General features: G+C 68.1%; 12 protein-coding genes. 3 read left to right on the top strand and 9 right to left on the bottom strand.

The features are described 5' to 3' along the window. Positions 1-1,224 (top strand): PQQ-dependent sugar dehydrogenase (locus tag VFT73_RS10705; RefSeq protein WP_326410814.1); only part of this gene is annotated, 1,224 nt, incomplete at its 5' end. A 20-nt stretch (positions 1,225-1,244) separates the two neighbouring features. Here the strand turns inward: VFT73_RS10705 and VFT73_RS10700 are convergent. The 4 genes from VFT73_RS10700 to VFT73_RS10685 form a co-directional block, all read right to left on the bottom strand. Beyond that, positions 1,245-1,547, bottom strand: coding sequence for a HigA family addiction module antitoxin (locus VFT73_RS10700; RefSeq protein ID WP_326410812.1), 303 nt, complete (start codon positions 1,545-1,547; stop codon positions 1,245-1,247). Continuing rightward, complete coding sequence (locus tag VFT73_RS10695) at positions 1,547-1,822, bottom strand: type II toxin-antitoxin system RelE/ParE family toxin (protein ID WP_326410810.1); 276 nt, start codon at positions 1,820-1,822, stop codon at positions 1,547-1,549. The genes VFT73_RS10700 and VFT73_RS10695 overlap by 1 nt, the downstream gene beginning before the upstream one ends. A 46-nt stretch (positions 1,823-1,868) precedes the next feature. Then, the gene (dnaN, locus tag VFT73_RS10690; RefSeq protein ID WP_326410807.1) at positions 1,869-2,981 is read right to left on the bottom strand and encodes a DNA polymerase III subunit beta; all 1,113 of its coding nucleotides are present in this window, start codon (positions 2,979-2,981) and stop codon (positions 1,869-1,871) included. A gap of 140 nt (positions 2,982-3,121) precedes the next feature. Continuing rightward, positions 3,122-3,700 (bottom strand): porin family protein, encoded by a 579-nt coding sequence (locus VFT73_RS10685; RefSeq protein WP_326410805.1) that lies wholly within the window; start codon positions 3,698-3,700, stop codon positions 3,122-3,124. A 241-nt stretch (positions 3,701-3,941) separates the two neighbouring features. On the opposite strand from VFT73_RS10685, the gene VFT73_RS10680 reads away from it, so the two are divergent. After that, positions 3,942-4,985: a Ppx/GppA phosphatase family protein gene (locus VFT73_RS10680; protein WP_326410803.1), complete on the top strand. Its 1,044-nt coding sequence runs from the start codon at positions 3,942-3,944 to the stop codon at positions 4,983-4,985. Continuing rightward, a complete protein-coding gene (locus tag VFT73_RS10675) occupies positions 4,982-5,647 on the top strand; it encodes an RlmE family RNA methyltransferase (RefSeq protein ID WP_326410801.1) in 666 nt (221 codons plus the stop codon). The genes VFT73_RS10680 and VFT73_RS10675 overlap by 4 nt, the downstream gene beginning before the upstream one ends. Before the next feature lie 112 nt (positions 5,648-5,759). Here VFT73_RS10675 and VFT73_RS10670 read toward each other — a convergent pair whose 3' ends face one another. From VFT73_RS10670 to VFT73_RS10650, 5 genes are all read right to left on the bottom strand, one after another. After that, positions 5,760-6,467 (bottom strand): DsbA family protein, encoded by a 708-nt coding sequence (locus VFT73_RS10670; protein WP_326410799.1) that lies wholly within the window; start codon positions 6,465-6,467, stop codon positions 5,760-5,762. Next, on the bottom strand, positions 6,464-7,840 hold the full coding sequence (locus VFT73_RS10665; protein ID WP_326410797.1) for a M48 family metalloprotease: 1,377 nt from the start codon (positions 7,838-7,840) through the stop codon (positions 6,464-6,466). Before VFT73_RS10665 ends, VFT73_RS10670 begins: the two co-directional genes overlap by 4 nt. Positions 7,841-8,052: 212 nt before the next feature. Beyond that, entirely contained in the window at positions 8,053-10,611 is a 2,559-nt protein-coding gene (locus VFT73_RS10660) for a ribonuclease E/G (protein ID WP_326410795.1), read from the bottom strand. A gap of 338 nt (positions 10,612-10,949) precedes the next feature. Further along, complete coding sequence (locus VFT73_RS10655; RefSeq protein ID WP_326410793.1) at positions 10,950-12,098, bottom strand: N-acetyltransferase; 1,149 nt, start codon at positions 12,096-12,098, stop codon at positions 10,950-10,952. A 47-nt stretch (positions 12,099-12,145) separates the two neighbouring features. Further along, positions 12,146-13,095: terminase large subunit domain-containing protein (locus VFT73_RS10650; protein ID WP_326410791.1), on the bottom strand; the 950-nt coding region annotated here is incomplete at its 5' end.

The following is a 13,095-nucleotide window of genomic DNA, read 5'->3' as shown; positions in this document are numbered from 1 at the left end:
CCGCCCAATTTCGAGCTGCCGGCCGACGCCGATGGCGACAATGTCTATCGCGTCCAGCTCCGCGCCAGCGACGGCAGTCAGGCGGCGACGCTCGACCTTGGGGTGACCGTGACCAACAGCCGCGAAGGCATTCAGGTGCGCCGCGTCGCGACCGGCTTCAGCCAGCCGGTGTTCGTGGCCGCAATCCCGGGCGACAGCCATGTCTATGTGATCGAAAAGGGCGGCAAGATCTGGCTGCTCGATCCGGCGACCGGCGCGAAGACGCTGGCGCACACCGTCACCAACATCTCGACGGACGGCGAACGCGGCCTGCTCGGCTTCACGGTCACGGACGATTATGCGCGCACCAACATGGCGTTCGTCGTCGTCACCGACGCCGACGGAACGGTCGACGTCCGCCGCATCACGATCGGTATCCAGGAACTGCCGGGGCTTGGGCCATATGACAGCGTCCTGACGGTCCCGCACCCCGGCGCGTCGAACCACAATGGCGGCTGGATCGGTTATGGCCCGGACGGCTTCGTCTATGTCGCGATCGGCGATGGCGGCGGAAGCGGCGATCCCGGCAACAACGCCCAGAATACCCACTCGCGGCTGGGCAAGATCCTGCGGTTCGATCGCAATCCGGACCCGTTCGCCGGCGCGTCGCCGCAATATTTCCGCCCCGCCCCCGGCAATCCGTTCCTGAACGGCGGCGGCGATCCCTATGTGTTCGCCTATGGCCTCAGGAACCCGTTCCGCGCCTCGTTCGACAACGGACGATTGCTGATCGGCGATGTCGGCCAGAACAAGATCGAGGAGATCGATACTGTGCTGCCCAGTGAACCCGGCCGCAATTTCGGCTGGCGGTTCAAGGAAGGCACGCAGACCTTTTCGGGCAATCCGCCATCGGGCCTGACCGATCCCGTCAGCCAGTACAGCCATGGCTCGGGCCCGCGCGAAGGGGCCTCGATCATCGGCGGCTATGTGTATCGCGGCCCGGTGGCGTCGCTCGTCGGCAGCTATGTCTTCGCCGATTTCGAAAGCGGCAACATCTGGAGCGTCCCCGCCGCCTCGCTCGTGCAGGGCCAGCTTCTGACCGCCGCCAGTTACGAACGCCGCAACGACGACTTCACGCCCGACCAGGGCACGATCGACTCGATCGCCTCGTTCGGCATCGATGCGGCAAACAACCTCTATATCGTCGACCTGGACGGCGACATCTTCGAGATAACGCCGGGCTAGGGCGCCGCCTCGCGAAGCGGTCAGGCGGCTTCCAATGTTGGAATACGCGCCAATTCTTCTGCCATCGCGGCGGCCGTCACAGCCAGATCATAGCTCGCCTGCATCCGCAGCCAGAACTCGGGTCCATTGCCGCAAAGCTTGCCCAGCCGGTGCGCCATCTGGGGCGTGACCGGCTGCCGTTCCCCCAGCAATTCGTAAAGCGTATGCCGCGAAACGCCCAACGCGCGCGCGATCGCTGTCTTCGATTGCCCGATCGCGGGAAGCACGTCCTCACGCAGGATTTCGCCGGGATGCGTCGGCCCGAGGCCTTGGAGCAGCGACATCAATGATAGTCCTCGATATCGACTTGAACCACGTCCTGTCCTTCGAATCCGAACGTGATCCGGAAGTTTCCGCTCGCGTCGACCGCGTAGCGCTTCGGGTTCCCATGCAGACCGTGGAAGCGCCAACCGGGCAGGTTCATCTGACCCGGATCGCCGGCAACGTCCAAAGCCGCCAGGATGCGCCGAATCCGTGCCGGATTTTGGACCGGCAACTTCGATGCATTCCCGGTTTCTGCAAAGAGCTTGAGCGCCTTGCTTCGAAATGAGCGGATCATATGTAAGCTGGTGGCTTACATATGTCAACCATCGGCTGACAGTCGCTCACACCCGCATCGGCATCAGCACGTAGAGGGCGGGGGCGGCGTCGTTTTCGCGGATCAGCGTCGGGGCGGCGGCGTCGGCCAGGTGGACTTCGACCAGGTCGCCGTCGATCTGGTGGAGGATGTCCATCAGGTAGCGCGCGTTGAAGCCGATCTCGAACCCTTGCGCGGCATAGTCGCCGGGCACTTCCTCGGACGCGGTGCCGTTTTCGGGGCTGGTCACCGACAGCGTGATCTTGTCGCGGTCCAGCGCCATCTTGACCGCGCGCGTCTTTTCGCTGGCGATCGTCGAGACGCGGTCGACGCCTTCCATGAAGCTCTTCGGGTCGAGCTTCAGCAATTTGTCGTTCCCCGTCGGGATCACGCGGCTGTAATCGGGGAAGGTGCCGTCGATCAGCTTCGAGGTCAGGATCGCCGCGCCCAGGTCGAACCGCACCTTGGTCGCGGACAGCGAGACGCTGACGCTGCCGTCGACTTCCTCCAGCAGCTTCCTGAGCTCGCCGACGCATTTGCGGGGCACGATCACGTCCGGCATGCCGTCGGCGCCGTCGGGGCGTGGCACGGTCACGCGGGCGAGGCGGTGGCCGTCGGTCGCGGCGGCCTTCAGCACCGGCTGCGCGTCGTCGGAGACGTGGAAGAAAATGCCGTTCAGATAATAGCGCGTTTCCTCGGTCGAGATCGCGAAGCGCGTCTTGTCGATGATCTGGCGCAGCGTCGCCGCCGGCAGCTCGAACCTGGTCGGCAGCTCGCCCTCGGCGATGACCGGAAAGTCGTCGCGCGGCAGCGTCTGCAGGTTGAAGCGGGCGCGGCCGGCCACGATCGTCATCTTGCCCTCGGCAGCGGAGAGCTGGACCTGCGCGCCTTCGGGGAGCTTCCTGACGATGTCGAACAGCGTGTGCGCGGAAACGGTCGTCGCGCCGGCCTGGTCGACCGCGGCCTCGATCGTCTCGACGATCTGCAGGTCGAGGTCGGTCGCCATCAGGCGGATGCCGCCGTCGGCGGTCGCCTCGACCAGCACGTTGGACAGGATCGGGATCGTGTTCCGCCGCTCGACCACCGATTGCACATGGGCCAGGCTTCGCAGCAGCGTTGCCCGTTCGATCGTCGCCTTCATGGGTCCCCCCGGGCCGCGTCCGGCCCTGTCAAATCCGGTGTGGGTGAGGCGGGAATCCGCCTCGGGTCACCGGATTTAGTGGACAAAAAAAGGGGCCGGAGCAAGCGCCCCGACCCCGGTTTTCCACAGCGCCGCTGCGTTTAGAAGCGGAAGCCGAGCCCGGCCACCACCTGGTGGCGCGACAGCCCCTGCTCATAGTTCGAGTAGCGATACTCGGCCTTGGCATAGAGGTTGGTGCCCAGCTTCTGCTCGACGCCCGCGCCGACGCGCACGCCGTCGAGGTTGTCGCGCGCCGAGAAGTTGTTCGCCGGCGTCGCCGTGTCGGTGTAGTTCACGCCGACCCGGGCATTGGTGTAGCCGGCCTTGGCATAGATCAGCGTGCTCGGCGTCACCGCCGCGCCGACCCGGCCGCCGACATACAGATCGCGCTTGGCGGTCGCGCAGATCGAGTCCGTCGTGGTCAGGAAGTTGCTTTCGCAGCCGTCGGTGTTGGAATCCATCCACTCGCCTTCGATGCCCGCCACGGCACCGCCGAGCTGGAAGTCGTAGCCGGCGCCGACGCCATAGGCGAGGCCGTCACGCCCGCCGCCATTCCCTTTCAGATGATCGTATCCGACCAGGCCTTCCACCCGGAAGCCGGTGAAGGGGGCCGTGTCCTGTGCCAGGGCCGGGGTTGCCGCAGCAGCGCCGAACAGGGCCGCGATCAGAATCTTCTTCATGTTGTTCACTCCACTCGTACTTTCTGGTCTGTCCCGCCCGGCCTTGAAGGGGATGCCGGATCGGGAGCCGCCAGATGCGCCTGAACGGATGAACCGCCGACAACGAAACATGAACCTCAGACAACAAGCCGGGCTGTGGCAAATCCGCCACAGTCGCTTGCCGTCCACGCCCCGCGCATGTAGAAGCGGCGCCAAGTACCGGCGGTATCATCCGTCCGGAGAATGATAGAGTGACGGCAGAATGGCGGACGTATCGCCCCTGCCGCTGCAGCCCGGCCTCGCCCGGGCGCGCACGGCCCCCTATGCCCCGGTCCCGGCACTGCATCGCCGCACCTATGGCGCGCTCGACCTCGGCACCAACAATTGCCGGCTGCTGATCGCCCGCCCGGCGCCGAACGGCTTCGTCATCGTCGACGCATTCTCGCGGATCGTCCGGCTGGGCGAAGGGCTGGCTGCGACCGGCCGCCTCAGCGACGCGGCGATGGACCGCGCGGTCTCGGCGCTCCGCATCTGCGCGGAAAAGCTCCGCCGCCGCCATGTCCATATCTGCCGCTCGGTCGCGACCGAGGCGTGCCGCCGCGCCGCCAACGGCGCCGAGTTCGTCGCCCGCGTGCGGAACGAGACCGGCATCATGATCGACATCATCCCGGCCGAGGAGGAAGCGCGGCTCGCGGTGATGGGCTGCCATGTGCTGCTGGAGGAGGGGGACGGCCCGGCTTTGATCTTCGATATCGGCGGCGGCTCGACCGAGCTGGTGCTGGTCGACACGTCGGGCCGCCTGCCACGCACCATCGACTGGTACAGCGCACCCTGGGGCGTGGTGTCGCTGACCGAGGTCGAGCCGGGCGATGCCACCACGGCAGCGGGCCGCCTCGACATCTACGCCCGGATGCGCGCGCGCGTGTCGGACAGCTTCGCCGCCTTCGCCGCCCGCCTGCCGCAAAGCGCCCGCGAGCATCTGCGTCTGCTCGGCACCAGCGGCACGGTGACGACGCTCGCCAGCGTCCATCTCGGCCTCCCCAGCTATGACCGCAGCGCCATCGACGGCCTGATCGTGCCGGCGGAATCGATGCGCGGCGTCAGCGCGATGCTGTCGCGGAAATCGCATGCGGAGCGCGTCGAGCTGCCCTGCATCGGGCAGGAGCGCGCCGACCTGGTGGTGGCCGGCTGCGCGATCCTCGAATCGATCCTCGACATCTTCCCGGCCGAGCGGCTGGGCGTCGCAGACCGCGGCATCCGCGAAGGCATTTTGCGCACGCTGATGGCGCGCGACGGCTTCGAATGAGAGGGTCCGGCCGCCAGCGGGTCAAGACCGCGCGCAGCCGCACCGCGGCGTCGACGCGCTGGCTGGAGCGGCAGCTGAACGACCCCTATGTGAAGCGGGCCAAGGCGGAGGGCTATCGCTCGCGCGCGGCGTACAAGCTGATCGAATTGGACGAACGCTTCGGCATCCTGAAAGGCGCGAAGCGGATCGTCGATCTGGGCGTCGCCCCCGGCGGCTGGGCGCAGGTCGCAAAGAAGCGGCACCGCGACGCGACGGTCGTCGGCATCGACCTGCTGCCGACCGACCCGATCGAGGGCGTCACTCTGTTCCAGATGGATTTCACCGACGACGCCGCGCCCGAGCGGCTGCGCGAGGCATTGGGCGGCCCCGCCGACCTGGTGATGTCGGACATGGCCGCGAACACGGTCGGCCATGCCCAGACCGATCACCTGCGCACGATGGCGCTGGTCGAAAGCGCCGCCTGGTTCGCGATCGAGACGCTGCGGCCCGGCGGCGGCTTCGTCGCCAAGGTGCTGGCCGGCGGCGCCGACAACGACCTCGTCGCACTGCTGAAAAAGCACTTCACGACGGTCAAGCACGTCAAGCCCCCCGCGAGCCGCAAGGAAAGCTCGGAGTGGTACGTCATCGCGCAGGGGCTGAAGCCTGCTAACTCCCCTCCCTGAAAGGGAGGGGCAGGGGTGGGTGTTCGGCCGAAGGCCGATCAAGACTCCAAGTTAGCAGTGCTCGCTATCGCTCGCTACCCACCCCTAACCCCTCCCTTTCAGGGAGGGGAATCTACGTGCGGTTCTCCCGCGCCTCCGCCACTGCCCTTTTCAGCGCCTCATACCCCACCGCGCCGCTCAACACCTGGTCGCCGACCACCCAGCTGGGCGTGCCGGTAAAGCCCAGCGTGCGGGCGAGCTCGATATTCTGCCCCAGCTCCTGCTCGGCTCGCGGCATGTTCATCGCCGCCTGAAGCTTCGCCCGATCCAGCCCCGCCTCGCGCGCGGCGGCGGCGATCGTGTCCGGGCTCGGCCGCCCGGCGGCGTACATCGCGTCGTGGAAGGCGGCGAAGCGTCCCTGTTCGGCGGCGGCGAGGCTGGCGCGTGCCGCGACCTCGCTTTCGGGGCTCAGGATCGGCAGTTCGCGGAACACGACCTTCACCTTCGGGTCCTCGCGCACCAGCCGCTGCACGTCGGGCAGGCTCGCTTTGCAATAGCCGCAGGCATAGTCGAAGAACTGGACCAGCGTGACGTCGCCGTCCTTCGCGCCGATCCAGGCGCCGGCATAGGGCGTCTCGATCGCCTTGCGGTGCGGCTCGATCTGCGCCGCCATCTGCTTCAGCCGCAGCCGGTCCATCGCTTCCTGCAGCACTTCGGGGTTCTGCAGCAGATAGGCGCGCACGCCGTCGCCGCCGCGGCTCTGCAGCGCGGCCGCCGTGCCCAGCGACGCGACGACGCCCGACAACAGCGCCACGCCGGCATAGGGAAGCCAGCGCGTCATCGGTCGCTGTCCCCGCGATCCTTCTTCTTCTTGAGCTCGGGTTCGGAGACCATGAAGATGTCCTGCGCGCGCACCCAGTCGGGCGATCCGCGCGGGATTCCCGCCATCGCCATTTTCGCGTTCATATAGGCCAGCTGCGCATTCCCTTCGAGATTGTAGCGTTCGGCGGTCGCCAGCGCGGCGCGCGCCTGGTCGCCCTTGCGGTCATAGATGATGCCCAGCTGGTACCAGGCGAACGGGTTCTGGTTGTCCTTCGCGATCGCCGATTTCAGCACTTTTTCGGCTTCGGGGAAATTCTTCTGGTCCTCGGTCGCGATCAGCGCATGACCGAACAATGCCGTGATCAGCGGGTTGAAATGGGTCAGCTGGGTCGCCTCGCGCAGCTCCGGCAGCGCCTCGTCCGGCTTGCCTGATTCCAGCAGGATCTGCCCTTTGAGCTCCAGGAAATACGGGTCGTGCGGCGCGGTGGCGAGCAGGGCGTCCGCTTCCTTCAGCGCCTGGTCGGGATAGGCGGACCGGTGCCAGGCATAGGCGCGGGCATAATGCGCCGGCACCGACTGGTCCGTCTCCGGATATTGCCTCATCACTTGCTGCGGATCGAGGACATAGCCTTGCAGCTTCGCCTTGATCCGGGCGAAGCGCACCTCGAGCGCCGGATCGGTCTTCGCATTCCAGGCGGCCGATTTCTGCAGCGTCCCGCTCAGCGTCGTCACGCGCTCGCGGTCCAGCGGGTGGGTCTGGTCGTAGGAATCCTCGGGGTTGTAGCCATAGCGCAGCGACTGGTTCTGCAGCTTCTTGAAAAAGGCGATCATGCCCTTGCCGCTGATGCCGGCCTTGTCGAGGAACGAGGCGCCGGCGGCGTCGGCGCTGGCTTCCTGCACGCGCGTGAAGGCCAGGAACTTGCCAAGCGCCGCCCGCTGTCCCAGCCCGAGCAGGCCCGCGCCGGCCTCGCCCGCGCCGGCCGCGATAGCTGCCGCGCCGATCAGCAGAGACAGCAGCATCACCCCCGTCGCCGCCTTCGCGCCTTCGGCCATGCGCACGATATGGCCGCCGGTGATATGGCCGATTTCGTGCGCGATCACGCCCTGCACCATGTCGGTATTGTCGGCTGCGGTCAGCAGGCCCGAATGGATATAGACGATCTGGCCGCCGGCCACGAAGGCGTTGATGCTCTGGTCATAGAGCAGCACGACCTGGACGTTCCTGGGATCGAGCCCCGCCGCGATCACGATGGGCCGCGAAATGTCCTGCAGCCAGGCCTCGGTCTCCGCGTCGCGCAGCACCGATTGCGCCGCCACCGGCCGGACGAGCACCGCGAACGAGACCAGCAGCGCCAGCAAGGCGCGGAGCGGAAGCTTGAGCCTGGACCTCATACGCGTGCCATCCTCGCGGCTGGCTGAACCTCGGGTGACTCTACATCTCCATTCGCAGCGGTCTACCCACCCGTTCGTATTCACACCGTTCGTATCGAGCGAAGTCGAGATACGCTTCCCGACCGGTTAAAGATTTATTGGTCGCCGTCACCCCGGCTCAAGGACGGGATGACGGCTGGATATCTCGACGTGGCTCCAAGAGAACGGGATGATCAGAATTTGCCGGTGATCGTTCGCTGCCACCAACCCTTGCGCGGCAGCTGGTCGTTCGCGGCTTCGGCCGGTTCCGCCGCGGCCGGACTCGGCTCGGGCGCTGTCTCGACCGCGGCCGGCTGCGGCGCAGCGGCCTCCTCGGTTGCCGCTTCCGCCTTCTTGCGGCGGGTGCGCTTCGGCTTGGCTTCGGCTTCCGGCGCCGGTGCGGCCTCGACCGCGGGCGCCTCGGCGGGAGCCGCCTCGGCGGGAGCCGCCTCGGCCGCCGCTGCAGCCTTGGTCCGGCGCGTCCGCTTGGGCTTGGCTTCCGGTTCGGGGGCAGGGGCTTCGGCTGCCGGTGCCTCGGCAGCAACAGGCGCAGCCTCGGCCGGCTCCTCCGCCTTTCGGCGCGCGCGGCGGCGTTTCGGGGCTTCCTCTGCGACCGGTTCGGGCTCGGCCGGCGGTTCTGCTTCGGCCGGCGCTTCCTCCGCAGCCGGCTCCTCGGCGGTCACTTCCGCTTCGTGCCCGGCCTGCTCCTCGCCGCCGCGCCGGCGGCGCCCGCCCCGGCGACCGCGGCGACCGCGGCGGCGGCGTCCTTCGCCATCCTCGCGCTGCTCGGCAGCCTCGGCGGTTCCGGTCTCCTCGACCGTGTCCTCGGCCTCGATCGCCTCGGCTTCCGGTTCGCTCGCCTGCGGCTCGGCGCCTTCCTCCCGGTCGCGCTTGCCCCGGCGACGACGCCGGCGCCTGCGGCCGCCTTCGCCCTCGGCGCGTTCCTCGCGCCCGCCGCGCTCCTCGCGCTCCTCGACCTCGTCCTCTTCGTCCTCGACGATCGGCTCGTCCTCGTCGAATTCGATCTGTGGCGGTTCGAAGCGGGGCGCGTGGGCCGGCGGCGGACCGCTCGCCTCGACCGCCATCCGCGCGCCCTCGATCTCGCCCGAATGCGCGACCTCGATGCGGACGCCGTAGCGGTCCTCGATCTCGGCCAGCTCGGCGCGCTTGTGGTTGAGCACGTAGAAGGCCGCTTCCTGGCTGGCGCGGAGCAGCAGCTGCGAGCCACGCCCGCGCGCCGCCTCGTCCTCCAGCAGCCGTAGCGCCGACAGGCCGGCGGACGAAGCGGTGCGGACGAAGCCCGAGCCTTCGCAATGGGGGCAGGGGCGGGTGGACGCTTCCAGCACGCCGGTGCGCAGCCGCTGGCGGCTCATTTCCATCAGCCCGAAGCTGGAGATGCGGCCGACCTGGATTCGCGCGCGGTCGTTCGAAAGGGCCGCCTTCATCGCCTTCTCGACTTTCCGGACGTTGGAGCCGTTCTCCATGTCGATGAAGTCGATGACGACCAGGCCCGCCATGTCGCGCAGCCTGAGCTGGCGCGCGATTTCCTGAGCCGCTTCAAGGTTGGTGGCGACCGCGGTCTGCTCGATGCCGTGCTCGCGGGTGGAGCGGCCCGAGTTGATGTCGATCGACACCAAAGCCTCGGTCGGATTGATGACCAGGTAGCCGCCCGATTTCAGCTGTACGACCGGCTGGTACATCTGGCTCAGCTGGTCCTCGACGCCGAAGCGCTGGAACAGCGGCACCGGGTCGGCATAGCCCTGGATGCGCCGCACGTGGCTGGGCATCAGCAGCTTCATGAAGGACCGGGAGGCGCGATAGCCTTCCTCGCCCTCGACGATCACTTCGTCGATGTCGCGATTGTAGATGTCGCGGATCGCCCGCTTGATCAGATCGCTGTCGCCATAGATCAGCGCGGGCGCCGAAGCGGTCAGCGTCGTTTCGCGGATCGTGTCCCACAGCCGCGCGAGATAGTCGAAGTCGCGCTTGATCTCGGTCTTGGTGCGCGAAAGGCCGGCGGTGCGGACGATGCAGCCCATCGTGCGCGGCAGCTTCAGCTCGGCCATGATCGACTTCAGCCGCTTGCGGTCGGCGGCGTTGGAGATCTTGCGGCTGATGCCGCCGCCCTGCGCCGTGTTCGGCATCAGCACGCAATAGCGGCCGGCCAGCGACAGATAGGTGGTCAGCGCCGCGCCCTTGTTGCCGCGCTCCTCCTTGACGACCTGCACCAGCAGCACCTGGCGCCGGCGGATCACGTCCTGGATCTTGTAGCGGCGGCGCAGGCGCATGCGGCGCTCGCGCAGGCTTTCGACCGCATCGTCGTGCGCGCTGCCGCCGTTGCCGTCGACCGGCTCGGCGCGCGGCGCTTCGTCGCCTTCCTCGCCCGCGTCCTCGTCGGCCTCGGAGGCGTCGGCGCGGTCCTCTTCGGCTTCCTCGCGGGCGCGGAGCCGCTCCTCCTCTTCGGCGTGCTCGGCTTCCTCGCGGAGCAGCGCCTCGCGGTCTTCCTTCGGGATCTGGTAGTAATCGGGGTGGATTTCGCTGAAGGCCAGGAAGCCGTGGCGGTTGCCGCCATAGTCGACGAACGCCGCCTGCAGCGACGGTTCGACCCTGGTCACCTTCGCGAGATAGATATTTCCCTTGAGCTGCTTCCGCTCTGCGGATTCGAAGTCAAACTCCTCGATGCGGTTTCCCTTGACGACGGCCACCCGGGTCTCTTCCCGGTGGCGCGCGTCGATCAGCATGCGCGTGGTCATTTATTGTTCTCCGGGCGCGGCCGCGGCTCCCTTGGGCCCGTGCGGCTGCGCAATCTGTGATAGGGGGCAAAGGCACGGCCCCGGGCCGCCCCTCCGCCGTTTCGGTTGACGTGATAAAAAGCGCTTCTGTCGCAAGGGCATGCCGGGGAGAGTGTCCCGGGCCAAAGGTCCGCGAGGCGCGACCGCCGGCTTCGGCCGGACGATGCGGGACGCGGAAAGAATGCCTCATTGCAACATCAACCTGCGGGATCGGCGGTCAGGCGGCCGATCAAATCGCGCCGACACCTACATAGGTGCGCGGCGGCAAACTGCTAGCATCGCAGCGAGTCCGGGGCAAGCTACAGCCGCTTCTCGTAAATCCGATACAGCTTGTTGACGCGGCTCTCGATCGTGTCGGCGATCGCGACCATTCCCTGGTTGTCCTCCAGGATCCAGCCGATCTCGCCGCGCGTCGCGCCGTAGCGGGCGGTGGCCGCGCGCCTCGAATAGTCGATCATCATGAAGGCGAGCTGGCTGGCCAGCCGCGACGCCTGCAGCCGCTTGACCACGCCCATCAGCGGCACCCGCATCGTCCTGGCATTGGGCTTGCGCAGCCACAGCAGCAGCTTCGCCCAGCCGAACGGCAGCAGCGAGCCCTTCAGCGGTTTCAGCGGCTCGTTCAGGTCGGGCAGCGTGATCATGAACGCGACCGGCTCGCCCTCCAGCTCGGCGATATAGATCAGGTCCTCGAACACGATGGGTTTGAGCTTCTTGCCGACTTCCTCGACCTCGGGGTCGGTCAGCGGCACGAACCCCCAATTGTCGGACCAGGCATCGTTCAGGATCGCGAGGATGATCGCCGCCTCGCGGTCGAATTTGGACTTGTCGACCTGGCGGATGCGGATGCGGGCGTTCTTCTCCCCCGCCGCGACGATGCGCTGGACGAGCGGAGGAAAGCCGCCGGTCACGTCCAGGTCGTAGGTGAACACGTCCTTGGCCTTGGTATAGCCCAGCCCCTCGATCCAGCCCTGGTAGCGCGGGTCCTGGTGCCCCATCATCACCGTCGGCGGATGGTCATGGCCCCGGATCAGCAGCCCCGGCTCTTCCCAGATCGAGGCGCTGACCGGCCCCAGCGCCCGCGTCATGCCCTTGCCGCGCAGCCAGTCCTCGGCGCGCGCGATCAGCGCCTGGCCGGTCGCTTCGTCCTCGGCGTCGAAATAGCCCCAGAAGCCGGTGCCGGGCCCGAACCCCTGCTCGGCGGGCTGCTCCAGCGCCAGCCGGTCGATATGGGCGGAGATGCGGCCCACCACCTTGCCGCCCCGCTTGGCGAGGAACAATTGCTGCTCGGCATGGGTCAGCCAGGCGTTCTTGCCCGGCGTGATCATCCCCACCGCCTCGCCTTTCAGCGGCGGCACCCAGTTCGGGTCGTCCGCATAATGGGCAAAGGCATAGTCGACAAAGGCGCGGCGCCCGGCCTGGTCGGTCACGGGCAGGATCTCTACGGTCATGGCGCGCCGTTAGGGCCGCGGCGCCCGCCCGGCAATGCCCGCCCGCATCACAGCGCCAGCAGGCGCGGCTCCGCCCTCGGCGCGAACAGCGCCGTCATCGCCCACACCATCGCGTCGGCGCGGTCCGGGCTGCGCCGCCATTCGCCGTCGGGCGACAGCGTACAGAGCTCGTCCTCCAGCTCGGGAAACGCGCCCGCGAACCACGCCTCGCCATTTTCGAACCGGCACGCGATCGGCTCCGCGCGCGCCGCCTTGCCGCGGCTGGCATGGACCAGCATCACCGGCGCGGCCGGCGCCGCCGCGCGCAGCGTCTCCGCGACCATATCGCCGCCGTTATTGGCTTCCGCGACGATCCGGTCCGCCCGCCATGCCGCTGCGGCAGCCGCCGCTTTCCGCGCCCAGCCATGCGGGCTCGCCCCGGCCACGCTGTGATCGCCCAGCACATAGCCGCGCCCGCCCAGCATCCCGCAGGCGACGATCCCGCATGTGCCGTTGGCAGAGGCCGGCGGGTCGATCCCGATCACGACGCGCTCGGCCGCGCCCGGCGCGATCGCGCCCGCGCGCCGCGCCTCGATCCCCGCCCGCGTCCACAGCGCGCCCGGCGCTTCGTCCAGCATCACCCCGTCCAGCTCCTGCCGGCCCAGCGGCGTGCCGGCGAACATCCGCTCCACCGCATCCCGGTACGCACCGGAAAGATGGGGGTTGTCGGCCGTCCGCCCGCCGGTCTCGACCGCTCCTTCGATCGCCCGGATGCGCCGCAGCAGCGCGCTCGGCCTCGGTGTGGTGGTGACGACCGCGCGCGGCCGCTCGCCCAGCCGCAGCCCCAGCATCAGATTGTCCCATGCCTCCTCGCCTCGCGGCCATTTGGCGATCTCGTCGGCCCAGGCGAAATGATGCTGCGGCCCGCGCAATTTGTCGGGCCGCGCCGCCGACCAGGCATAGCCGACCGCGCCCGACGGGAAATGCCGCTCGCCTGCATCGGCATACCAGCGCGCCT

This window comes from Sphingomonas sp., from assembly GCF_035758555.1.
Lineage (GTDB): Bacteria > Pseudomonadota > Alphaproteobacteria > Sphingomonadales > Sphingomonadaceae > Sphingomonas_B.
Note: the sequence above shows the minus strand (reverse complement) of the source record. Positions and strands in the feature narration are given on the sequence as shown.

Coding starts and splice junctions, on each gene's coding strand:
- VFT73_RS10700 (WP_326410812.1), bottom strand. CDS start 1,547: ATGTCGCTGCTCCAAGGCCTCGGGCCGACGCATCCCGGCGAAATCCTG.
- VFT73_RS10655 (WP_326410793.1), bottom strand. CDS start 12,098: ATGACCGTAGAGATCCTGCCCGTGACCGACCAGGCCGGGCGCCGCGCC.
- dnaN (WP_326410807.1), bottom strand. CDS start 2,981: ATGAAGGCGACGATCGAACGGGCAACGCTGCTGCGAAGCCTGGCCCAT.
- VFT73_RS10675 (WP_326410801.1), top strand. CDS start 4,982: ATGAGAGGGTCCGGCCGCCAGCGGGTCAAGACCGCGCGCAGCCGCACC.
- VFT73_RS10670 (WP_326410799.1), bottom strand. CDS start 6,467: ATGACGCGCTGGCTTCCCTATGCCGGCGTGGCGCTGTTGTCGGGCGTC.
- VFT73_RS10665 (WP_326410797.1), bottom strand. CDS start 7,840: ATGAGGTCCAGGCTCAAGCTTCCGCTCCGCGCCTTGCTGGCGCTGCTG.
- VFT73_RS10685 (WP_326410805.1), bottom strand. CDS start 3,700: ATGAAGAAGATTCTGATCGCGGCCCTGTTCGGCGCTGCTGCGGCAACC.
- VFT73_RS10695 (WP_326410810.1), bottom strand. CDS start 1,822: ATGATCCGCTCATTTCGAAGCAAGGCGCTCAAGCTCTTTGCAGAAACC.
- VFT73_RS10680 (WP_326410803.1), top strand. CDS start 3,942: ATGGCGGACGTATCGCCCCTGCCGCTGCAGCCCGGCCTCGCCCGGGCG.
- VFT73_RS10660 (WP_326410795.1), bottom strand. CDS start 10,611: ATGACCACGCGCATGCTGATCGACGCGCGCCACCGGGAAGAGACCCGG.